Raw genomic sequence first — 23373 nt, 5'->3', positions numbered from 1 at the left:
ATCAACATGGCATTAAAAGCAGGCGATCAGGCTCCAGATTTTAAATTGTACAGCTCAGAACTGAAAGAAGTAAGTTTAAGTGATTATAGAGGAAAGAAATTAGTGCTGCAATTTTTCCCTATGGCATTTACAGGTGTTTGCACAACACAGTTATGTACCATGAGGGATAGTTTTGGCTTTTACGAGGGAATGGATGCAGCAGTATTGGGGATTTCTGTAGATTCTCCTTTTACGTTGGCTAAATTTAAAGAAGATCAGTTTTATCAGTTCCCGTTGTTATCAGATTTTAACAAAGAAATGTCTCAGGCATACGATGCTTTTTACGAAGAATTCGCCTTTAATCTGAAAGGTGTGTCTAAAAGATCAGCTTTTGTGATAAATGAAGAAGGAAAAATTGTTTATGCTGAAGTATTAGAGTCGGCAGGTGATCTTCCTGATTTTGATGCAATTAAAAAAATAATAGAGGGCTAGAACTCAGGCGATTCAGTAATGCTTGAAAAAAGATCTTCAAAAAAGTTTTGAATTTCAATTTCAAGCGTTACCTTTGCAATCCCGAAACAAAGGGAAATGCATTTGTAGCTCAATTGGATAGAGCATCTCACTACGGATGAGAAGGTTTGGGGTTCGAATCCCTACAAGTGCACAATCAACTGAGAAAGCCTTGCTGCCTGTGGCGGGAAGGCTTTTGAAATTTAAAAGACAACCCAAATGCTAAATTTTGTTCTCTTTGGCCCACCGGGTGCAGGTAAAGGCACCCAATCTCAAAAATTGATTGATCGCTATCAATTGATACACATTTCTACTGGCGACCTGTTTCGGGAACATATCAGCAATCAGACTTCATTAGGACAAAAGGTAAGCGCGCTTATAGCAGACGGACAATTGGTACCTGATGCAATCACGATTGCCATGCTGGAAGAAGAAGTGGATAAAAATCCGGAAGCCAAAGGATTTATTTTTGATGGCTTTCCTAGGACAGTTCCTCAGGCAGCAGCATTAGATGAGTTCCTTGAAAGTAAAGGAAGTGCACTTGCTGGTGTAATTGCACTGGATGTGGATCAGGAAGAATTAACGAAGCGCATTGCTGAACGTCAGAAATTAACCAACAGGGTTGATGATCAGGCGGACAAATTGCAGAAACGTATTGAAGAGTATTTTAGCAAGACAATACATGTCTTGCCATATTACGAGGCGCAGCATAAATTAAGTAAAGTAAATGGTATTGGTAAAATCGATGACATCTTTACAGAATTATGTGCCGTTGTCGATAAATATTAATTTAAATAATTTTAAGCGTAGCGGGACGGATTAAGTTCTTCCCGCTATTCTTGTTTGTAAGGAAAAATAACAGGTTATGTCACAAGGTTCAAATTTTGTAGATTACGTTAAAATATGTTTTCGTTCTGGTAAGGGCGGATCTGGATCTTCACATTTGCACCGCGATAAAATGACATCTACCGGTGGTCCTGATGGTGGTGATGGCGGAAGAGGAGGGCATATTATCCTAAGGGGTAATGCACAATTCTGGACGCTGCTGCACTTGAAATACCGCAAACATATCCTGGCTGCTGATGGCGGACCCGGATCGAGTTCTACCAGTACAGGCAAGTCCGGCAAAGACGAGTATCTTGATGTTCCTTTAGGAACAATCGCCAAAGATGCTGAAACGGGGGAGACCTTGTTTGAAATTACTGAAGACGGACAAACTGAGATTGCTACTCCCGGCGGGAGAGGTGGCCTGGGTAACTGGCACTTTAAGACTTCTACCTTACAAACTCCGCGTTTTGCGCAGCCTGGTGAATCGGGTACAGAGCAGTGGGTAGTACTTGAACTGAAAGTTCTGGCGGATGTTGGATTAGTGGGCTTCCCGAACGCCGGTAAGTCTACCTTACTTTCTGTCGTTTCCGCAGCAAAACCTGAAATTGCTGACTATCCCTTTACTACACTCGTTCCTAATCTTGGCATTGTATCTTACCGTGGAAGCAAATCATTTGTGATGGCAGATATTCCGGGAATCATCGAAGGCGCTTCTAAAGGAAAAGGACTGGGATATCGGTTTTTGCGCCATATTGAACGTAATTCTGTATTGTTATTTATGGTGCCTGCAGATACTAACAGGACAATTACTGAAGAGTATGAAATCTTAAAGCGTGAACTGGAAGAATATAATCCTGAACTGATGCAGAAACCCCATTTGCTGGCTATCACGAAATCTGATATGCTGGATGATGAGTTGGTAGCCGAGATCAAAAAAGATGTGCCGGCAAACATCCCTTCTATATTTATCTCTTCAGTAGCTCAAAAAGGGATTACTGAACTGAAAGATATGTTATGGGAAGCTATTAGTGCTGATGACACTACCTCTGCGGCGAAATAATATTTTTTATCCATTTAAATTATTTGTTTGTAATCTTAATTTTTCCTAAATTGGGATTAACAATCAGCGCTTTATCAATTCATAATTGACTCTCTCAGGTCTGTAAGTAAATTTGATGGCGAATCAGATTGTATTCACAATTTAATTTGATCAGGTCATGGAGAAAAGATCGTTTAACTTCCTCTTTACAGCAGTTATTGCGTCAATGGTGCTTATTGGTACTTACAAAATCACCAAAAAGAAAAATCTTTCAAAAATCATCTCAGCTGTAAGTAAGCATAGCAAATAAGATGTGTTTCAATTTTTTGTTATCCACTTCCTTCCGGATTGTTTCTTGCTATTAATGGCCCGGGTTTCATGTGTATGTTAATTGTATTGATTATCATGCAATGATGAAGTCCTGATGTCTTTAAATTCCCTGCTGGTCTGTTAAGAAATTAGTAACGTATAATTTAATCACCGCTTCTATTGGTGGCTGTTCATCTGCGCTTATTAGCGCTGTTTGCTATGTAAATCTCCATATTTTCTGAAATATTAGGTCCAATAATTCTGTTTGTTCGATTTTTTTTGGCTTTTCCGTTGGTTTATTATAGTAATTGTGGGTTTCGATCTGTTATTTTTAATATAATTTACTTTTGTTTGTTCATGTTTTGTGTTTTTAGTGGTTTTGTTTGACTTATTTATGAAAAAATTCAATTTTATCGTATTTATTTCGATTAAAAAGTCTTAATATTGTGGAGTCGATACGAGAATATCGCAGATTTGATTTTAACAATGATATTTTAAGACTTGAACAGATATCATGATTTACATAGATTTTAAAAGATGTTAAGCTAGCATCATAAGACAAAGACCCGTTCATACAGGTTTATATTTGGTTAGAAAAGGGATGGATCTGGATAGAGCATCCCTTTCTTTTTTACCTGGTTTTTAAATATGGTTTCAAATCATAATTGGTTCCGCATAATTTTCCCCTTTACAAGAAACATCCTTCTGATAGCTCCTCTTTCAATAATGGTATCACCTTTGTAATTTGGATTTGAAGCACGTAAGACAAGCTTGTTTCCATGGGTATGCTCAAAGAGCAGTTTTACGGTGGATAAGTTATTTGCTGTGTCATCTGCCACAATCAGATAAGCCTCACCCCACTGGATTACATCAGGATTATGTATCTCCCGTACTGCAATAATTTCACCGCTGGCATATTTCGGGTACATACTGTCACCATAAATCGGCAGATAAGCATCACAGTCATTAAAGGGCCGGAAGTTAACATAGTACTCCGGAGTTTCTTTTAAGAGATTAAATCCGCTTGCGTTCGGTTCGGAAATGTTAACACTGTAATAAGGAACACCTGAAAGGTCCGCCTCATCCATTGTTCTGGTTGTTTTTACCGGTTCAAGAAACATGTTCCCTGAGCCAGTATTCATCCACTCCTGATTAATCTTCCAGTGCTTGATCACATCTTCAGCCAGGCGTTTGCCAATCAGCCTCCGTCCATTTTCTATCGGGGAGAAGTTGTTTACATGTGTTGCAACGGGAGAATAGAATTCTTTTAACGTCTTATCCAGCTCTGATCTTACCTCTTTAAATCTTCTGCCATAATTTTCTCTTGAATTTTCAGTCATAGTAGTAATTGGTTTAATGGTTGTTATTAATAAGGTTTTGTATCTGTTTTAAATATCTAATGGTAATAATTAATTGCAATATATGTAAAATTGTTTTTGTTTAATTATTTTTAATTATAAAATATTTCAATTAACAAGCGTTGTGTTTAATTTAAGGTCGGGGTGGTGCTGCCGTAGATTTTTTCAGCAACCGGCATATTTCAATATATCCTGAAGACATTCTATTCCAGTGCTTTGGAGCAAAAACGCTTCAGATGAGTTTAAAATAGAACTCAGCTAACCGACTTTTTTCCGCTTATCCCCGGGTATTTTCACAAGTAAAAAAAACATGAATCGACGCAGGTAGCGTTTTTATTGTTCATTCGATAGATTTGTAGCAGGTCTGTGTCGCACAGCCCATAAAATTAATTTACATCTCAAAGGTTATTTTATAACTTTGAACGCAACAGCAAATCATAAAAACATGTATAAAACATTGCAGCCGGTTCTTCAGCAAGAACTTGAACAGATTGAAAACGACGGTTTATATAAACGTGAAAGGGTTATTGTGACTCCTCAGGGTGCCGATATAAAGGTGAGTACCGGACAGGAAGTGGTAAATTTTTGTGCGAATAATTATTTAGGTCTGTCATCAGATCCGAGAGTAACTGCTGCAGCAAAGGCGGCAATTGACCAGTACGGTTACGGCATGTCTTCTGTGCGTTTTATCTGTGGTACACAGGATGTGCATAAAGAACTGGAACAAAAGCTTTCTGAATTTCTGGGAACTGAAGACACGATCTTGTATGCAGCTGCATTTGATGCAAATGGGGGTGTATTTGAACCTTTGTTCAATGATCAGGATGCTATTATTTCAGATGAACTTAATCATGCTTCAATCATCGATGGCGTGCGTTTGTGTAAAGCGAAAAGATTCAGGTATAAACATAGTGATATGAACGATCTGGAAGAGCAGTTAAAAGCTGCCGCTGGTTGCCGTCACAGGATCATCGTTACTGATGGTGCATTTTCAATGGATGGAACAATTGCACAACTGGATAAAATATGTGACCTGGCTGATCAATATGAAGCACTGGTAATGATTGATGAATCACATTGTTCCGGTTTCATGGGTAAAACCGGAAGAGGTACTCATGAGCACTGTGGCGTAATGGACAGGATTGATATCATTACCGGTACCTTAGGTAAAGCCCTTGGTGGAGCTTCCGGTGGTTTTACTGCTGGTAAAAAAGAGATCATTGATATGCTGCGTCAGCGCTCAAGACCATATCTTTTCTCTAATACATTAGCGCCTGCGATAGCCGGAGCATCTGTTGCGGTATTGGATATGTTAAGCGAAACGACGGAGCTGCGCGATAAGTTAGAACACAATACCATGTATTTCCGTCAGAAAATGACAGCAGCTGGTTTTGATATCAAAGAGGGAATTCATCCTATCGTACCTGTGATGTTATATGAAGCTAAACTGGCGCAGGAATTTGCGGCTAAAATGCTGGATGAAGGAATCTATGTAATCGGATTTTATTATCCGGTTGTTCCGCAGGGAAAAGCCCGTATCCGCGTACAGCTTTCTGCAGCGCATGAACAACATCACCTGGATAAAGCAATTGCAGCTTTTATTAAGGTGGGTAAAGCGTTAAAGGTAATCTAAAGCTCGTTTAAATATATACAGGAAAAGCCGGATGCAATTGCTTCCGGCTTTTCCTGTATATATTAGCATCTACATCTTCAGGCAGGTATCCTAATATTCCTGAAATAGCTGTATATTTGGCATTATGTTGCAAGATAAGATCACACAGTATACCGCAGAAATAGATGCATTTGCTACTACAAATGCAGATGAATTAGAGCAATTTAGAATAAAATTCCTTGGTACTAAGGGAATTATCAAAGATATATTTGAAGAATTTAAGTCCGTATCCACAGAAGAGAAAAGGACTTTAGGCAAGGTATTGAATGAATTCAAGCAACTGGCCGAAGCTAAATACCAGTCTCTTAAGGAACAGGAAGAAACCAGTCACAGTAAAAAGGATGCCGGACTGGATCTGACCTTGCCTGGTGCAGGTTTTGAGGTAGGCTCACGTCACCCTCTGGCCCTGGTGCGCAGGGAAATTGTCGACATTTTCAGCAAACTTGGATTCGTGGTGGCAGAAGGACCAGAGATTGAGGACGACTGGCATAACTTCTCTGCACTGAACTTTCCTGAAGAGCATCCGGCAAGAGATATGCAGGACACTTTCTTCATTAAAAAAGGTGGTGAAAAAGGAGATATTGCCTTAAGAACACATACTTCATCTGTTCAGGTGAGGATGATGGAAGCAGGTAAACCTCCTTTCAGAGCCCTGATGCCTGGACGCGTGTACAGAAACGAAGCAATATCAGCCCGTGCACATTGCTTTTTCCATCAGGTTGAAGGGCTGTATGTAGATGAAAATGTTTCTTTTGCAGACTTAAAACAAACCCTGTTCTACTTTGTACAGGAATTATATGGTGAAGGAACCAAAGTTCGTTTCCGCCCCTCTTATTTTCCTTTCACAGAGCCTTCTGCGGAGATGGATATTTCCTGTACGATCTGTAAAGGCGCTGGCTGCCAGTTATGTAAATATAGCGGTTGGGTAGAAATCCTTGGCTGTGGTATGGTTGATCCGAATGTGCTGGAAAACTGTGGTGTAGATAGTAAAAAATATAGTGGTTTCGCTTTTGGTATGGGCATAGAACGTATTGCCAATCTGAAATTTGAAATTAAGGATTTGCGTCTGTTTTCAGAAAACGACGCCCGTTTCCTTAAACAATATAAAACTTCATTGATCTAAATGACGTTTATTTAAGCATATGGGAAAAATTACAGGCTTTATATTGATGCTGTTTTTATTTTCTGCCTGTGGAAAAGAAACTAACCAGGTGCCAAATGTGGCGGTTAACCTGGTTGGTTTCTTTAGCCCTGACCAATTATCTGCTTTAAAAGCGAATGGTGCTATTTTTATGGATGGCGGAGTGGCTGGCGTCATTATAGCTTATAATTCTTTAAATGGTTATAAGGCATACGACAGGTGCAGTACGGTAAATCCCGAAAACAGATGTGCCGTAACTTTAGATAATGCCTATACAGTAACAGACCCTTGTACAGGCGCAAAATACTCGCTGCTGGATGGAACGCCTTCAAAGGCCCCGGCTAAAATAGCACTGAGAACTTATAGTATACTCGTCACAGGAAATAATTATCAAGTAACTAATTGATGGAACCAGAAAAGATTAAAGAGAGCATCATTAGAGCTGCTAAAGAGTTATTCAGGAAATACGGGTATCACAAAACCAGCGTAAACGAGATTGCAAAAAAAGCAAGGATCGCGAAGGCAACAATTTACAAGTATTTTGAAAGTAAAGAACAGGTGCTTGATGCCATTCTGATGGATTATCTCGACCTCAATCTGCATGAAATCTTAAAAAATAAAGCACAATTTGTAGATGAGGAAGAACATCTGAAAGCGCTGGTAATGAAGACCTGCCGACTCACCTATACTGTCTGCAATGAATTTATCGGATGGGATTTTGTACGTGAAAACGCAAACTCGCAGGAGTTTTTAAAACATCTTTCAGATCAGCTCGAATCCTTATTGTTGTCTGCTTATCTCGGACTTGACCATTTTAAAAATAATCCATCCCGCAGGGAAGGTCTCGCTTTTCTTCTTAAAGCAAGTAAAAGTATCGTATTCTCTTTTGCCTTTACCTCTGTCAGCGATGCCGATGTAAGAAAAAACTTCGTCAGCTTCCAGAAGGAATTATTGCCATTTCTCGTTAAAGCCGCACTGTAATCAGCAGCTTATTCACAATTTGCGTACAATTTGTTTACATTTTATTGTTGTGAACCGATTTGGTTTTCGGTATATAAACCTCTATATTTACAATTGTAACATCATTTACAATGAGCAAAGAGATATTAGAGATTACTATATTGGTTGATGAAAAATTCGATGTAAGCTTTAATCTTGTTGAAGGTATTTTTGGTTTAATCCTTAAAATTTTTGGTAAGTAAAGGTTAATACATCATTTTCTTATTATTGAGCTATGTCCTATAGCTCAGGGAAATGCTCATGTCTCCTAAAAAATAGTATCCCCCAAAACTCATCTCAGGAATAAATCAGACGATAATTACTTAAAGATCGGGTCAGCTCTCCTGCAGTATGCTGAAAATACTAGGAAGTATTAAATACAAGCTTTAGCTTTGCAGCAGAATGAGTAGAAATAGAAAAGCTGGAACGGTTACTATCCTTCCCAACTTAAGTATTATTGATATTGCCGAGGAAGGCAAGGGTGTGGGTAAGGCCGATGAATTAGTCGTGTTTGTTGATAAGGCCGTTCCCGGAGACATTGCAGATGTCCGGATTGTTAAAAAGAAAAAGAATCTTGCAGAAGCTGTTATCGAAACACTGCATACGCCATCTGTACATAGAACAGATCCTTTCTGTCAGCATTTTGGTACCTGCGGTGGTTGTAAATGGCAGCATATGCAATATGACGCTCAGCTGCAGTTTAAACAGAAAAATGTAGAAGCTGCTTTACAGCGTCTTGCCAAAATTGATACTTCTTCCATGGAGCCTATTCTGGGTTCAGCAGAGAATAAATATTACCGCAATAAATTAGAATATACCTTCTCCAATAAACGCTGGTTAAATCAGCAGGATATGGAAGACCGTGAAGGATTGGAAATGAATGCACTCGGTTTCCACGTGCCCTTACGTTTTGACAAGATCCTTGATGTACAGCATTGTTATTTACAGGCAGAACCTTCCAATACACTGAGAAATCAGGTAAGGGGATACGCGTTGAGAATGGGGCTTACTTTTTATGATTTACGTAACCATGAAGGTAACCTCAGAAACCTGATTATCCGTACGTCATCGACAGGTGAGGTAATGGTAGTAGTGGTTTTTGCGTATGCAACGCAGGATCAGGTTGATGGTTTGATGGAATACCTGAAGACCAGCTTCCCTGAAATTACCTCATTGTTATATATCATGAACCAGAAAAAGAATGACACCATCTTTGATCAGGACGTGATTACCTACTCAGGAAGAGATTATATCTTTGAGGAAATGAATGGGCTGAGGTTCAAGATAGGGGCGAAGTCTTTCTATCAGACCAATTCTATGCAGGCGCATGAGTTGTACAAGATCACTAAAGAATTTGCTGGTTTCTCGGGAGATGAGCTGGTTTATGATTTATATACCGGTGCCGGTACCATTGCAAATTTTGTAGCTGCCAGTGTGAAAAAAGTGATTGGTGTAGAATATGTGCCTACAGCTATTGAAGATGCAAAGTTCAATTCCGAATTGAATGGAATAGCTAATACGCTGTTTTATGCAGGAGATATGAAAGATATCTTAACCAGGGAATTTATTGCTGAACATGGTAAACCTGATGTGGTGATTACAGATCCGCCAAGGGCAGGGATGCATGCAGATGTAGTGGAAAGGTTGTTGGAAATGGAAGCCGAAAAGATTGTTTATGTAAGCTGTAATGCGGCTACACAGGCAAGGGACCTGGCTTTGTTAAAAGAGAAATATACAGTGGGCAGAATTAAGCCTGTAGATATGTTCCCGCATACACAACATGTTGAAAACGTGGTTTTATTAAATTTAATAAAGTAGTATACTGCTTTAAGCTAAAGATATTTTAAGATGGATATAGAAAAATTATTGCCGCAACAACCAGAAGGGGATAAAAGTGATAAAAAAGTAAGTCCGCTCGTAAGCCTGGAGAAAGATCTGGCATTATATGCTGAATCTGTGAAGGAAATTGCATTGGAAATTATTGCTGAAGGAATCTCTAAATACCCGGTATTTGTTGCCCATCAGCATACCGTATCTATAGGTGAAATGATCCTGAACAGAGAAGAACTGAATACCAACTGGACCATGCAGGCATCTACGGTAGAAGAGTTTGTAGAAAAGGGAATTATCAAACCTGAAAGAAAAGAAGAATTCCTGAAACATTATAAAAGACCAGAGGACTTTATGTGTGTTTTTGTCATCGTTCCGGAAGGAGCTAATTTTATCTATTATCCTTACGATATTAAACAGCGCTAAGCCTGAAAATAAAAAATCCCTGTCCGAAAGGCAAACGGACAGGGATTTACAAACAATCAAAAACTTAATCTATTTTTCGTACGTCAGCTCTTTTTGACGAATTGTTTTTCAAAGATGCATTCCCTTTATAACGGATGCTGCTGCCACTACTAGCTGTAGTCTCTAATCCTTTGTTTACCGTTAACCTTACATCTGCACCCGAACTGGAAACGATTTTCGCATAATCAGTGTGGAGCCCTTCAGCATGTACGCTGCTTCCTGAGCTTGATTTCACATCCGCATTCGTTGCCGTTCCTGTTAAATCTGCCGAGGCACCGCTGCTGATCTGCACCTGCAGCTCAGCACATTGTACGGCTAGTTTAAGAGACGCACCTGAGGATACCTTTGCATTTAAATGCTCCGTTTTCAGTGTTTTATCGCTTTCAATAGAACTACCGCTACTTGCAGCAACCCCGTTCAGTGATTTATAAGTTACGTAAACTTTAGCATTTTTATTCTTCCACCTGTTGGTCAGGCTGGTGTTTTCCCTGAATCGGATGTTCAGTTTGCTGTCCACCGAAGTTACTTCTACTTCATCAATTACGCCTTCGTCCGCCACTACTTTTGCTCCTTCTTTGGTGCCGGGAATAAGAATGACTTCAATTCCGGTACTCACCTGAACTGCAGAAAAATTGGCAACAGAAATATTCTTTGTTTCCTGAGCACTAGAGTGAATGCTGTGGAACGACATTCCTATCAGAAACAGGAATAAAAATTTTATCAAGTAAGGTGGTTTCATAATCGTAATTATCTTGTTAGGTTTACAGGAATTAGACGCAGGTAGGATACAAACGTTGCATCATTTTGAAAATATTTTACAGATATTTGAATATGAACCTTAAAATCGTTCTTTTTGTACAAAACAAAGCATTAACAAATGGCCGACTCACAATTACTTATTCTTGATAAAAAGCAGATCCAGCAAAAAATTAACCGCATGGCCTACCAGATTCTGGAGGATAATTTAAATGAGAAGGAAATTGTGCTGGCCGGCATATGGGACCGTGGATATAAACTCGCCATCCGCCTGAAGAATGTATTGGTAGAAATATCTGACCTGAAGGTAACCATGCTGAAGATCGAACTGGATAAAGATAACAGCAGCCTGGTCGCTACAACGGATATCGAAACCGCCAAGGTTAAAAATAAAGTGATCATCGTGGTAGATGACGTTTTAAATAGCGGTAAAACACTTGCTTATGGATTTGGTGTGTTCCTGAATACCCCGCATAAAAAAATACGTACAGTGGTGCTGGTAGACAGAAGCCACAAAATATTTCCTATATCAACAGATTTTGTTGGCTTGCAGATGGCTACGGTACTTAAGGAGCATGTAGATGTAGTACTTGATGTGGAAGGACAGGAAGATGCTGTTTATTTAAGTTAATTATATGGATCAGCGCGCGACATAAACTAAAAAAGCATGATTACTTTTATTTATGTCGTTCTGGTATTTTTAATCCTCCGTTTTTCAGTTACACTCTTTAACTTCCTTTCTAACCCTAAATTAGGGAAATACAGGAAACACTTTACCGATAGAGTGACCATTGTGATTACTCCTTCACCTGATAAAGAACGCATTAAATTAGTGTTGAAATCTATCAGCGAGCAGGATTACGAGCATATTGAAGTCATCGTCTCCACTGCGGATAATCAGGAGGAGATTGATGTCGCTGCACAAAATTGCGATTACCTGCTGTTTCTTGATGCGCATACTAGTATTCGTTCCGGCCTGATTAACAGTCTGATTTATCGTACAAAGGTATTCGACCTGGCTTTACTGAGTATTATACCTGATGAAATTGCGCATAGCTTTTTAGAAAAGTGTATGCTGCCGGTAAAAGATTTTGTACTGCTTAACCTGGTTCCATTACGACTGATCAGATTGCTCCCCGGACAGGTATTTGCCGTGGCGAGTGATAAATGTCTGTTTTTCAATGCTGCTTTGTACCGCAACCATGGCTGGAATGCCGGACGTGAAATCATCAGGACAATCAAAGCCGAAAGTTATAAGGTAGAAACCCTGCTGGCAAACCGCCTGATTTCCATTTCTTCCCCTCAGCATTCATCTGTTCTGGTCAATCAGAGTGGAAAGGACCTGCTGCTAAGTTTTGGCAATAACGGTATCGCTGCACTTTTATACCTGGTGCTGGTGGTCGCAGGCCCCCTCATTATGCTGGCCAATTACGAATATGCATTGCTGATCATGCCTGTCGGATTAATCTTTCTTACGCGTGTAATGATTTCGTTCCTTGTGCGTCAAAATCCTTTGTTAAACGTTTTACTTCATCCATTGCAGATGATTATGCTGTTCATTGCATTATCCAAAGCTGTCTTTATCCGTATTTTTATGTAATTTTGTACAATCAATACTTACCCTATGAAACCATCATCAGATTACAGCTTTCGAACTGTACTGAATAAGCTGATGATAGCTTCACAACCTTTAAAATAAATATATTCTGATGAAATACAATTTAGCCGTAACAATAGATAAAGCATCGGGTTTCTGTTTCGGAGTAGTTTATGCTATAGAAATGGCAGAAGATATTCTGGCGGACGAGGATTATTTATATTGCCTTGGCGATATTGTACACAATGATGAAGAAGTAAAGCGCCTGACAGATAAGGGGCTCCGGATTATCGATCACGAGCAGTTGCATCAGTTACATAACGAGAAAGTGCTGATCAGGGCACACGGTGAAGCACCATCTACTTATGAGCTGGCACTTGCGAACAACCTGATCCTGATAGACGCTTCCTGTCCTGTAGTACTGAAGTTACAGAACCGTATCAAAAACTCGTATGATGATAAAGAACAGATTCTGATTTTTGGAAAACATGGTCATGCCGAAGTAATCGGTTTACAGGGACAGACAGATGGAAATGCAATTGTATTTCAGGATCTGGCAGAACTGGATCACGTAGATCTGCCGGCTAAATTTACCCTGTATAGTCAGACCACCAAAAGCACAGAAAAATTCTATCATATTAAAGACCAGCTGCTGAGCAGAGGTTACGAAGTAAAAGCAAATGATACCATTTGTCGCCAGGTCTCCAACCGTTACGAAGATCTCGAGAAATTTGTGGTGAATTATGACAGAATCATCTTTGTCTCAGGGAAAAAATCATCCAATGGTAAAGTGCTGTATGATGTATGTAAGAAGTTCAATGATAGTTCATATTTTATTTCCAATACAGATGAGCTGGATCTCAGCTGGTTCAGTGAGCATGACAAAATAGGTATTTGCGGTGCTACCTCTACACCGATGTGGCTGATGGAGCAGGTAAAAGCAAAACTCGAATCTTTTTAATTATTTATCTTCATCATCCAAAAGTAATTATAAGCGGCCACTTTTCTGTGGCCTCTGCTTAAACGTATATTTGCAGATATTCTATCAACAACAATGGGAAAAAAAGGCGTATTGCTAGTGAATTTAGGAACTCCGGATAGTCCGGAAGTAGGGGATGTACGTAAATATCTGGATGAATTCCTGATGGATGAACGCGTAATTGATATTAATGCTTTTAACAGGACTTTACTGGTAAAAGGAATTATTGTTCCCTTTCGCAGCCCTAAAACTGCTAAACTTTACAAGGAAATCTGGGATGAGAATGGTTCTCCATTGTTATACTACAGTAAAATACAGGCTGCACTGGTTCAGGAGCAATTAGGTGCGGATTATCACGTGGAGCTGGCCATGCGTTATCAAACGCCATCTATCAATGCTGCTCTGGAAAACATGAAGGCTGGTTTGGTAGAGAGTATCCAGGTGATACCGCTGTTTCCGCAATATGCTTCTGCAAGTACGGGATCCGTGATTCAGAAAGTAATGGAAATTGTGGGCAAATGGCAGACTATTCCGCCGGTATCTTTTGTGAACTCTTTCCATGATAATGAAATGATGATCGGTACTTTTGCAGATAATGCGTTAAAGTATCAGCCTGAATCTTATGATCAGATCCTCTTCAGTTTCCACGGATTGCCCGAGCGGCAGCTGAAAAAATGTGATCACTCTGGTCAGCATTGCCTGAAGACAGAAAATTGCTGTGCTACGCTGACAGATGTAAATAAATTCTGCTATTCTGCACAATGCCATGATACCGCGCGTTTAATCGCAGCAAAATTGAGCATCCCTGCAGATAAATATTCAGTTTGCTTTCAATCCAGATTAGGTAAGGAACCATGGGTACAACCTTATACCAGTGACGTGCTGAAAGCGCTTGCTGCAAGGGGGAAAAAACGACTGCTAGTATTCTGCCCGGCTTTTGTGGCCGACTGTCTGGAGACGCTTTATGAGGTGACTGTAGAATATGGTGAAGAGTTTAAACACCTTGGCGGAGAAGAAGTACAATTGGTATCCAGCCTGAACGATCATCCGCAATGGATTGCTGCGATGGTTAAAATGGTCAGAGACCATCATGAGAATTAAATAAAATCTTTTAAATATTTAAGGATCTGCTGAGCAGATCCTTTTTTTATGTCTACATAATTCCAGGCTGCAGCACTGGCACTGTTATCCTGCTGTAGTTTGGCAAAGGCGGCAGAAAGCGCTGTCGGAGTGCTGATGCTGATCGCTGCACCGAGGCGGATCAGGTCTTTTGCTTCCTGAAACTTATCATATTTAGGCCCGAAGATAACCGGCAGGCCAAATGCCGCGGCTTCGAGTGTATTATGTATCCCTGCGCCAAAACCACCACCTATATAGGCGATATCTCCATACTGGTAGATAGAAGAAAGCATGCCGATATTATCGATCAGCAATACCCTGCTATTTGAATCAGTATTAATTACTTCAAGACGGGTATATCTTGTTATTCCCGGAATCAAATTTGTAATTTCATCCAGATGGGCAGCACCTATCTCATGTGGAGCAATAATAAATTTCCAATCCTGATTTTCCCTGATCAGCATGGCAATCAGCATGGCAATCAGCTGCTCATCCTGCGGCCAGGTACTGCCGGCAATGAATACCTTTGAAGAACCGCAAAAATCTGCAATGGCCTGCAAATGTTTCGGCGATTGTGCATTTTCTGCTACCCTGTCAAATCTTGTGTCGCCACTCAGACTTACATTATCAATGTTTATGCTATTTAAAAGCCTCACACTTTCTTCATTCTGAACAAAGAAATAGTTCACACATTCCAGCATGCTGCGGTAAAAGCCACCATACCATTTAAAGAAAAGCTGATTTGGCCTGAAAATCCCTGAAATGAGAAACAAAGGAACATTATGCCTGTGCAATACTGAGAAATAATGATACCAGAACTCATACTTGGTAAAAATGGCTATCTCCGGATTAATGAGCCGCACAAATTCTTCTGCATTCTTTTTGGTGTCAAGCGGAAGATAAAAAACACCCGCTGCACCTGCATAATCTTTACGGATTTCATATCCTGACGGGGAGAAAAAGGTAATCACAATTTTTTTATCCGGATAAATTTCTTTCAGGTTTTCCAGTACAGGTCGCCCTTGTTCAAATTCTCCCAGTGAAGCAAAATGAAACCAGATATGTTTTTCTGACGGATTTATACGTTTACTAATTGTATGGAAAAGGTTTTTTCTTCCTTTTAAGAATAACTTTGCTTTAGAATTGAATAATGAAGCAACTTGCAGGAGTAATTTATAAAGAGAAATACCAAAATTATAAAGCCAGAGCATTTTGTATGTTTATTTATTATCTTAGCCGAAGATACTTGATTATAATTTAAAACCTATGCATTATATCATTAGTTCATGACCATCAGGCGATGATTAAATGGATAAGCGTATAGGTTAGAGCGTGAATACCTAAAAAAAATATATCATATGAAAATTGCGGTAATCGGGACAGGCTATGTCGGACTTGTAACAGGAACTTGCCTTGCAGAAACAGGAAACACAGTGATCTGTGTGGACATTGACGAGGCCAAAGTATTAAAAATGCAAAATGGGGTAATACCTATTTATGAACCAGGACTTGATGTTTTGTTCTTAAGAAACATTGTACAGAAAAGGCTGACATTTACTACAGATCTTGCTTCAGCGGTTAAAGATGCACAGATCATCTTTATGGCTTTACCAACTCCTCCGGGTGGGGATGGAGCAGCAGATTTATCTTATATCCTTGGTGCTGCAAAAGATATTTCCAAACTGGTTACAGAATATAAAGTAATCGTGAACAAATCTACCGTTCCGGTAGGTACCGCGGATAAAGTTCAGGCAGTATTTACAGAAAATACAGATATAGAAATCGATGTGGTTTCCAATCCTGAATTTTTACGTGAAGGTGTTGCTGTAGAAGATTTCATGAAGCCTGATCGCGTGGTGATTGGTACACGCAGTGAGCGTGCACAAAAACTGATGGCAGAACTGTACGGACCATATGTTCGTCAGGGAAACCCGATTTTATTTATGGATGAGAAATCATCTGAATTAACAAAATATGCGGCAAACTCATTTTTAGCAACCAAGATCACGTTTATGAACGAGATCGCTAATCTTTGTGAGATTGTTGGAGCTGACGTAGATTCGGTACGTAAAGGTATTGGTTCTGACGAAAGGATAGGAAGACGTTTCCTTTTCCCTGGTATCGGTTACGGTGGTTCATGTTTCCCTAAAGATGTTCAGGCACTGGCAAAATCTGCTGAAGAGCATAACTACGACTTTCAGATCTTAACAGCAGTAATGCAGATCAATGAGAAACAGAAAGTAGTTATCGTTGATAAAGTGGCAAAATATTACAAAGGTGATTTAACAGGTAAACACTTCGCTTTATGGGGACTGGCTTTTAAACCTGAAACTGATGATATCCGTGAAGCTCCGGCTTTGTATATTATTGATGAACTGGTTAAACAAGGTGCTACCGTTACGGTTTTTGACCCTGAAGGAATGCCGAATGTGAAACGTCTGATTGGGGATAAAGTGAAATATGCTGAGGATCAGTATGAGGCACTGACTGGTGCAGATGCTTTACTGATTGCGACAGAGTGGTCTGTATTCCGTAATCCTGACTTCGATAAAATGGAAGAAAAACTGGTCAATAAAGTAATTTTTGATGGACGTAACCTATACAACCTGCAGAAAATGATTGATTTAGGATATTATTATAACAGTATAGGTCGTAAATTAGTAGAATAATGGGGCGTAAAAGAGTATTAATCACCGGTGCTGCCGGATTTTTAGGTTCGCATTTATGCGACAGATTTATTAAGGAAGATTACCATGTTATTGCCATGGATAATCTGATTACCGGAGATTTACAAAATATTGAGCACCTGTTCTCCCTGGAGAATTTTGAGTTTTCTCATCACGACGTTTCCAAGTTTGTTTACGTACCTGGAGAGCTGGACTATATTTTACATTTTGCTTCTCCTGCAAGTCCGATTGATTATTTAAAAATCCCTATCCAGACCTTAAAAGTTGGCTCATTGGGTACACATAATCTGCTGGGACTGGCTAAAAATAAAAATGCAAGGATGATCATTGCTTCAACTTCTGAAGTATATGGAGATCCAAGCGTGAACCCGCAACCTGAAGAATACTGGGGTAATGTAAACCCGGTAGGACCAAGAGGAGTATATGATGAGGCTAAACGTTTTCAGGAAGCGATGACGATGGCATATCATACTTTCCATGGTGTTGAAACACGTATTGTACGTATCTTCAATACCTACGGACCCAGAATGCGACTAAATGATGGTCGTGTACTGCCTGCATTTATTGGTCAGGCCTTAAGGGGTGAAGACTTAACAGTATTTGGTGATGGTTCACAAACACGTTCTTTCTGTTATGTAGACGATTTAGTGGAAGGTATCTACAGATTATTGTTGTCTGATTATGCACAGCCAGTGAATATCGGTAACCCTGATGAGATTACTATCGGCCAGTTTGCTGAGGAAATCATTAAACTTACCGGTACTACACAGAAAGTAATTTATAAGGAATTACCTGTAGATGATCCGAAACAACGCAGACCGGATATTACTAAAGCAAGAGCTTTATTGAACTGGGAGCCAAAAGTAAACCGTGCTGAAGGACTGAAAATTACCTACGAGTATTTTAAGACTTTACCGGCGGATGCGCTAATCAACAAGGAACATAAAGATTTTACTACTTATAACCGCTAATCATACATGGCTAAAATATTGGTAACAGGGGGAACAGGATTTATTGGTTCCCATACCGCAGTTGAATTGTTTAATGCAGGATACGAAGTTATTCTACTGGATGACTTCTCCAATTCCAGCAGTAAGATATTAACGCAACTGGAAACAATTACTGGTCAGGCACCGGAGTTTGTTGAACTGGATCTTTGTGATGAAAAAGCGGTATTTGAATTTGTTGCTCAGCATCCGGAAATTACGGGTGTAATTCACTTTGCTGCTTTTAAAGCAGTTGGAGAATCTGTACAGCAGCCTTTAAAATATTACAGGAACAACTTTTATTCGCTGATCAACCTGATCAATGCATTCAAAAGTAAAGTTAACCTGGTATTCTCTTCTTCATGCACCGTATATGGTCAGCCAGATAGCTTGCCGGTAACGGAAGATGCTGCGGTTAAAAAAGCGGAGTCACCCTATGGCAATACGAAACAGATCGCAGAAGAAATTCTTATTGATACCTGTAAGGTAACGCCTGAACTGAAAGTGACCTCATTGCGATATTTTAATCCTGTAGGGGCGCATAGTTCGGCATTAATTGGTGAACTGCCAATCGGTGTCCCACAAAATCTGGTACCTTTCATTACACAGTCGGCCATAGGTAAACGTGGTCCGATTACTGTTTTTGGTAACGATTATAACACGCCCGATGGCAGTGCCGTAAGAGATTATATCCATGTGGTAGATTTAGCAAAGGCGCATGTTGCTGCTATTAAAAGAATGGAAAGTGCAGTGGCAGAAAGCAATTATGAAGTTTTTAACCTGGGAACAGGAAAAGGCTCATCCGTATTGCAGATTATACAAGCCTTTGAGGAGTCGACCGGTGAAAAGCTGAATTACGCTATTGGTCCGAGACGTGAAGGTGATGTAGAACAGGTATATGGTGATGTAACCAAATCGGCCGAAGGCCTGGGCTGGAAAGCAGAACTGGACGTTAACGAAATGATGCGCTCTGCCTGGAACTGGGAAAAATATTTGAAAGATAACCCATTTTAGATGTTATTAAAAGATCATAAGGATCTCAAGGCTGCAATAACAGCCCTCCCTGCAAAGGAAAAGGACAAGTTATTGCTCAGACTGATTGCAAAAGATAAGGTGCTCACTGAGCACCTTCATTTCAAACTTTTGGAAGGCGAGGCTGATCTTGAAGGACGTTATTTATCTTTATCAGAAGAAATAGATGATGCCATAGCGGTGCTCCGGGCAATCAGAAAAGGAAGTTCGAAAGATGCGCTGCTGGTGATGCGCAGGTTAAATGGCAGGGTGAACCACCATTACAAGGTAACTAAAGATTTGAATACCGAAATTGATCTTCGCCTGCATTTGCTGAATAGTATGCCCATCGCTTATAATGAAAGTGTTTTTTCACCTTTAGCTAAATATAACGACCGGCTTAAGGCTTATTTTGTGAGAACAACGCTTGCATTGTACAAAAAATATGAGAAAATGCATGAAGATCTGCAGTTCGATCTAAAGGCGCCATTTAATAAACTATTACATAAGCTTGCCGAAAACAAGCTTGAAAACGCTGCTCTTGAATTGGGGCTGCCGGAAGAATTATAATACTACAACTGTTTAAACGGTTAAAATAAATATTAATGAAGAAGATTTTAATAACAGGTGGTGCAGGGTTTATTGGCTCGCACGTCGTACGCAGGTTTGTCAATAAATATCCTGACTATGAGATTGTGAATCTGGATAAGTTAACTTATGCTGGTAACCTGGCTAATCTGACTGATATAGAAGCACAGCCTAATTACAGGTTCGTCAAAGCTGACATTACAGATGCGGAGCAGATCAATGAGCTGTTCAGGACAGAGAACTTTGATGCAGTGATCCACCTTGCGGCAGAATCGCATGTAGACAGGTCAATTACTGATCCTACAGCATTTGTGATGACCAATGTCATTGGTACTGTTAACTTACTTAATTCTGCCAGGGAATTCTGGAAAGGTGATTATGAGACCAAACGCTTCTATCATGTTTCAACTGATGAAGTATATGGTGCTTTAGGAGATACAGGAATGTTCACTGAAAGTACCGGTTATGATCCGCATAGTCCTTACTCTGCGTCAAAAGCTTCATCTGATCACTTTGTTAGAGCTTATCATGATACCTATGGAATTGATATTGTGATTTCAAACTGCTCAAATAATTATGGTTCTCACCATTTTCCTGAGAAACTGATTCCGCTGGCGATCAATAATATCAAGAACAACCTTCCTGTACCTGTTTATGGAAAGGGAGAAAATATCCGCGACTGGTTATGGGTAGAAGATCATGCGCGTGCAATTGATGTGATTTTCCATGAAGCAAAAACCGGGGAAACATACAATATCGGCGGACATAATGAGTGGAAGAATATAGACCTGATCCATTTATTATGCAAGATCATGGACGAAAAGCTGGGTCGCGAACCAGGGGAATCAGCAAAGCTGATTACTTTTGTAACTGACCGTGCGGGCCATGATTTACGTTATGCAATTGACTCCACAAAATTGCAGGAGAAATTAAACTGGGTGCCTAGCCTGCAGTTCGAAGAAGGACTGGATAAAACAGTATCATGGTACCTGGAAAATGAAGAATGGTTAACAAATGTAACCTCTGGAAATTACCAGAAATATTACGATAAACAATACCAGGGAAGATAGACCAAGATTTTCTTGAGATAGAATGTGCAGGGCCGGGATTTATTCCGGCCCTCTTTATTTACAGGCTTTATTCGTAACGTAATGCCTCAACAGGATCCAGCTTGGACGCTTTTTTTGCAGGGTAATAACCTGAAAGTACACCTACCATTACACACAAACCAAAACCGCCGACAATAAACAGCCATGGTATGATGAATGAGCCACCCATCATCAGGGAGATGGCATTACCCAATAATATGCCAAACAGAATCCCCATAGCACCACCCATCAGGCAAATTACTACTGCCTCTATCAAAAACTGCTTCCGGATGACCGAAGGTGTGGCGCCGATTGCCTTACGGATACCAATTTCCCGGGTACGCTCTGTTACCGATACCAGCATGATGTTCATCAGCCCTATCGAAGCACCTATTAAGGTAATTACACCAATAGCCACACCGCCAATCGCAATAAAAGCCAGGTTTTCAAATAAGGTCTGTGCTACTGCGTCACTTTTGGTAATCTCGAAATTATTTGGGTCCTTAATCTTAATCTTACGGATATTACGGAATTCTGCGGTAGCCTCACCAATCACGTTTTCCATTTGCTCATTGTTGTGCACCATAACCGTAAGCGTATAAGATGGATTTCCGTTAGAATTGATCACTTTGGCACGGTAGATAGGAATATAAACAGATCGGTCTGTATTTGCCCCCATACCCGATCCTTTGCTGACCAGCACACCAATCACCTTAAATCTATGATTTCCTGCAGTGATTATTTTATCAATAGGCGATTCGTTTTTGAATAATGAACTGGCAACTTCACTGCCAAGAATGCATACATTGGTGCCCTGTTCAGCTTCGGCAATACTGATATTTCTTCCGGATGCAAGGTCCAAACCCTGTGCTTCCAGCCCGTTTTCATCTATTCCACGGATCACTAAATTTGGATTGGTCTTTTCCAGCTTGTATTTTGCTGTCGCCTCAAAACTTGCCGCCACACTCATCGTTACTGTAGCCGGCGCAACTAACTGCTTTTTCAAGGCTGCAGCATCTTCATAACGGATGGATGCAAAAGGTTTAGGCCGCTCCCCTGAACCACCAATACGGATTCCCGTTCCCCTGTTTCTGATCGTAAATGAATTAGCACCCATACTAGAAAAGGCTTCTGTCATGCTTTTTTTAACAGCGTCCAGCGTTGTTAAAATACCTACCAATGCAGATAAGCCGATGGCAATGATCAATGCTGTGAGCATTGTACGCAGGCGGTTACTTTTGATAGACTGGAGGGCAAGCCTTACATTTTCTGTATAAGTCATTTTTCAGGTATAATTGGGGGAGGGCATAAATTTAAAAAGTCCTGTTGTTAAGACAACAGGACTTTTTAAATGTTACACCAAAAATGTGATTTATACCGAAAAACTGGTACCGCAACCGCAGGTACTGTCTGCATTCGGATTACTAAAAGTAAAGCCTCTTGAATTCAAACCATCCTGCCAGTCTACCTGCATTCCTAATAAATACATCTGGTGCGCTTTATTCATAAAGATTTTCATCCCGTCAATTATAAATTCCTGATCGCCGTCTTTCTTCTGGTCAAAGCCCAGTAAATAGCTCATTCCTGAACAACCACCACCTTCAACGCCAACACGCAAACCAAAATCTTCAGCAATTTCCTGTTGGTCTTTTAATTTTAAAAGTTCTTTTACAGCAGTTTCAGTAAAGGAAACCGGTGCAAATGCTGTTTCAACTGTATTACTCATGTTATCTCTAATTAGGAATAACAAATATAAATAATATTGGCTAAATCATTGTAAATAACTAAATGCCTATTATCAGATGAGCGTAAAGATTATGCTGTAAAATATGAGTATTATTCAGTCAAAAATGTACATTTTTGTTCGGGTAATTTTTGCCGGACTAGATATAAATTAAAAGATGAACTTAGAATACTTTATCACCCATGCCGCAATTTTAGCAGTAGGCGGTACCATCACTTTTGCAGTAGCTTATTATTTTGTGAAGAATGATACACAGCGATATTTCAATTTAAAATCTTTTGAGGCCAGGCATGCAGAACGTGCACACCTGCTTCCTTTACGTTTACAGGCACATGAACGGTTGATTGTATTTATCGAACGACTAAACCCACCTAACTTATTTTTGAGGCTGTACCAGCAGGGAATTTCGGCTGCCGTTTTACAATCGCTGATCTTAACCGAAATCAGGTCCGAATATCAGCACAATGTAACGCAGCAATTGTATATCAACAGCGAAAGCTGGAATGTTATCCGTAAATTAAAGGATGATACCATTGCGATGGTCAACAATGCGACATCAGGTTTACCTGCAGAAGCATCAGGCGCAGAACTGAGTAAAAAAGTATTGCAGCATATGGCAGAGATTACAGATAATCCGTACGATTTAACACAGGAACTGATTAAAAGAGATATACATCAGTTATTTTAA

Annotated in this window: 24 protein-coding genes and 1 tRNA gene; 20 read left to right on the top strand and 5 right to left on the bottom strand. The window is 39.9% G+C overall.

Annotated elements, in window-relative coordinates; genetic code table 11:
- Nucleotides 1-6 precede the first annotated feature (6 nt).
- From OQX62_RS21010 to obgE, 4 genes are all read left to right on the top strand, one after another.
- Nucleotides 7-471, top strand: coding sequence for a redoxin domain-containing protein (locus OQX62_RS21010; RefSeq protein ID WP_265833622.1), 465 nt, complete (start codon nt 7-9; stop codon nt 469-471).
- A 98-nt stretch (nt 472-569) separates the two neighbouring features.
- Nucleotides 570-643, top strand: a tRNA-Arg gene (locus OQX62_RS21005).
- 65 nt (nt 644-708) lie between these two features.
- The gene (locus OQX62_RS21000; RefSeq protein WP_265833621.1) at nt 709-1278 is read left to right on the top strand and encodes an adenylate kinase; all 570 of its coding nucleotides are present in this window, start codon (nt 709-711) and stop codon (nt 1276-1278) included.
- Between the two features lie 76 nt (nt 1279-1354).
- Entirely contained in the window at nt 1355-2377 is a 1023-nt protein-coding gene (gene obgE / locus OQX62_RS20995) for a GTPase ObgE (RefSeq protein ID WP_265833620.1), read from the top strand.
- A 947-nt stretch (nt 2378-3324) separates the two neighbouring features.
- On the opposite strand, the gene OQX62_RS20990 is transcribed toward obgE, so the two are convergent.
- Nucleotides 3325-4005, bottom strand: coding sequence for a S24 family peptidase (locus tag OQX62_RS20990; protein ID WP_265833619.1), 681 nt, complete (start codon nt 4003-4005; stop codon nt 3325-3327).
- Between the two features lie 463 nt (nt 4006-4468).
- Between OQX62_RS20990 and kbl the strand changes: the two genes are divergently transcribed.
- The 6 genes from kbl (at nt 4469) to OQX62_RS20960 (ending at nt 10091) form a co-directional block, all read left to right on the top strand.
- Nucleotides 4469-5656, top strand: coding sequence for a glycine C-acetyltransferase (gene kbl, locus OQX62_RS20985; RefSeq protein ID WP_265833618.1), 1188 nt, complete (start codon nt 4469-4471; stop codon nt 5654-5656).
- Between the two features lie 124 nt (nt 5657-5780).
- Nucleotides 5781-6818: a phenylalanine--tRNA ligase subunit alpha gene (gene pheS, locus OQX62_RS20980; protein ID WP_265833617.1), complete on the top strand. Its 1038-nt coding sequence runs from the start codon at nt 5781-5783 to the stop codon at nt 6816-6818.
- 19 nt (nt 6819-6837) lie between these two features.
- Entirely contained in the window at nt 6838-7242 is a 405-nt protein-coding gene (locus OQX62_RS20975) for a hypothetical protein (protein WP_265833616.1), read from the top strand.
- The gene (locus tag OQX62_RS20970; protein WP_265833615.1) at nt 7242-7817 is read left to right on the top strand and encodes a TetR/AcrR family transcriptional regulator; all 576 of its coding nucleotides are present in this window, start codon (nt 7242-7244) and stop codon (nt 7815-7817) included. Before OQX62_RS20975 ends, OQX62_RS20970 begins: the two co-directional genes overlap by 1 nt.
- A gap of 420 nt (nt 7818-8237) precedes the next feature.
- A complete protein-coding gene (rlmD, locus tag OQX62_RS20965; RefSeq protein ID WP_265833614.1) occupies nt 8238-9653 on the top strand; it encodes a 23S rRNA (uracil(1939)-C(5))-methyltransferase RlmD in 1416 nt (471 codons plus the stop codon).
- A gap of 30 nt (nt 9654-9683) precedes the next feature.
- Complete coding sequence (locus OQX62_RS20960; protein ID WP_265833613.1) at nt 9684-10091, top strand: hypothetical protein; 408 nt, start codon at nt 9684-9686, stop codon at nt 10089-10091.
- Nucleotides 10092-10155: 64 nt separating this feature from the next.
- Here the strand turns inward: OQX62_RS20960 and OQX62_RS20955 are convergent, their stop codons facing one another.
- Entirely contained in the window at nt 10156-10869 is a 714-nt protein-coding gene (locus tag OQX62_RS20955) for a head GIN domain-containing protein (RefSeq protein ID WP_265833612.1), read from the bottom strand.
- A gap of 138 nt (nt 10870-11007) precedes the next feature.
- Between OQX62_RS20955 and OQX62_RS20950 the strand changes: the two genes are divergently transcribed.
- The 4 genes from OQX62_RS20950 to hemH all read left to right on the top strand — a co-directional run bounded on the left by OQX62_RS20950 (nt 11008) and on the right by hemH (nt 14563).
- Complete coding sequence (locus OQX62_RS20950; protein WP_265833611.1) at nt 11008-11517, top strand: phosphoribosyltransferase family protein; 510 nt, start codon at nt 11008-11010, stop codon at nt 11515-11517.
- Nucleotides 11518-11553: 36 nt separating this feature from the next.
- The gene (locus OQX62_RS20945; RefSeq protein ID WP_265833610.1) at nt 11554-12486 is read left to right on the top strand and encodes a glycosyltransferase family 2 protein; all 933 of its coding nucleotides are present in this window, start codon (nt 11554-11556) and stop codon (nt 12484-12486) included.
- Nucleotides 12487-12595: 109 nt separating this feature from the next.
- A complete protein-coding gene (locus OQX62_RS20940) occupies nt 12596-13444 on the top strand; it encodes a 4-hydroxy-3-methylbut-2-enyl diphosphate reductase (protein WP_265833609.1) in 849 nt (282 codons plus the stop codon).
- Nucleotides 13445-13537: 93 nt separating this feature from the next.
- Nucleotides 13538-14563, top strand: a complete 1026-nt coding sequence (hemH, locus tag OQX62_RS20935) for a ferrochelatase (RefSeq protein ID WP_265833608.1) — start codon at nt 13538-13540, stop codon at nt 14561-14563.
- On the opposite strand, the gene OQX62_RS20930 is transcribed toward hemH, so the two are convergent.
- A complete protein-coding gene (locus OQX62_RS20930; RefSeq protein ID WP_265833607.1) occupies nt 14560-15792 on the bottom strand; it encodes a 3-deoxy-D-manno-octulosonic acid transferase in 1233 nt (410 codons plus the stop codon). The two genes, hemH and OQX62_RS20930, sit on opposite strands and share 4 nt — an antisense overlap.
- A 147-nt stretch (nt 15793-15939) precedes the next feature.
- Between OQX62_RS20930 and OQX62_RS20925 the strand changes: the two genes are divergently transcribed.
- The 5 genes from OQX62_RS20925 to rfbB are packed head-to-tail and all read left to right on the top strand — an operon-like array spanning nt 15940 to nt 20923.
- Nucleotides 15940-17250, top strand: coding sequence for a UDP-glucose dehydrogenase family protein (locus OQX62_RS20925; RefSeq protein WP_265833606.1), 1311 nt, complete (start codon nt 15940-15942; stop codon nt 17248-17250).
- Complete coding sequence (locus OQX62_RS20920; RefSeq protein ID WP_265833605.1) at nt 17250-18239, top strand: UDP-glucuronic acid decarboxylase family protein; 990 nt, start codon at nt 17250-17252, stop codon at nt 18237-18239. The genes OQX62_RS20925 and OQX62_RS20920 overlap by 1 nt, the downstream gene beginning before the upstream one ends.
- A gap of 6 nt (nt 18240-18245) precedes the next feature.
- Nucleotides 18246-19268: a UDP-glucose 4-epimerase GalE gene (galE, locus tag OQX62_RS20915; protein ID WP_265833604.1), complete on the top strand. Its 1023-nt coding sequence runs from the start codon at nt 18246-18248 to the stop codon at nt 19266-19268.
- Complete coding sequence (locus OQX62_RS20910) at nt 19269-19835, top strand: hypothetical protein (protein WP_265833603.1); 567 nt, start codon at nt 19269-19271, stop codon at nt 19833-19835.
- Nucleotides 19836-19870: 35 nt separating this feature from the next.
- Nucleotides 19871-20923: a dTDP-glucose 4,6-dehydratase gene (gene rfbB / locus OQX62_RS20905; RefSeq protein WP_265833602.1), complete on the top strand. Its 1053-nt coding sequence runs from the start codon at nt 19871-19873 to the stop codon at nt 20921-20923.
- 67 nt (nt 20924-20990) lie between these two features.
- Here the strand turns inward: rfbB and OQX62_RS20900 are convergent, their stop codons facing one another.
- Both OQX62_RS20900 and OQX62_RS20895 read right to left on the bottom strand, forming a co-directional pair.
- Nucleotides 20991-22223, bottom strand: coding sequence for an ABC transporter permease (locus OQX62_RS20900; protein WP_265833601.1), 1233 nt, complete (start codon nt 22221-22223; stop codon nt 20991-20993).
- Nucleotides 22224-22313: 90 nt separating this feature from the next.
- The gene (locus OQX62_RS20895; protein WP_265833600.1) at nt 22314-22667 is read right to left on the bottom strand and encodes a HesB/IscA family protein; all 354 of its coding nucleotides are present in this window, start codon (nt 22665-22667) and stop codon (nt 22314-22316) included.
- A gap of 175 nt (nt 22668-22842) precedes the next feature.
- On the opposite strand from OQX62_RS20895, the gene OQX62_RS20890 reads away from it, so the two are divergent.
- Nucleotides 22843-23373 carry a hypothetical protein gene (locus OQX62_RS20890; RefSeq protein ID WP_265833599.1) on the top strand — a complete coding sequence of 177 codons (531 nt, stop codon included), beginning with the start codon at nt 22843-22845 and terminating at the stop codon, nt 23371-23373.

It is taken from the genome of Pedobacter sp. MR2016-24, from assembly GCF_026239655.1.
GTDB lineage: Bacteria > Bacteroidota > Bacteroidia > Sphingobacteriales > Sphingobacteriaceae > Pedobacter.
Note: the sequence above shows the minus strand (reverse complement) of the source record. Positions and strands in the feature narration are given on the sequence as shown.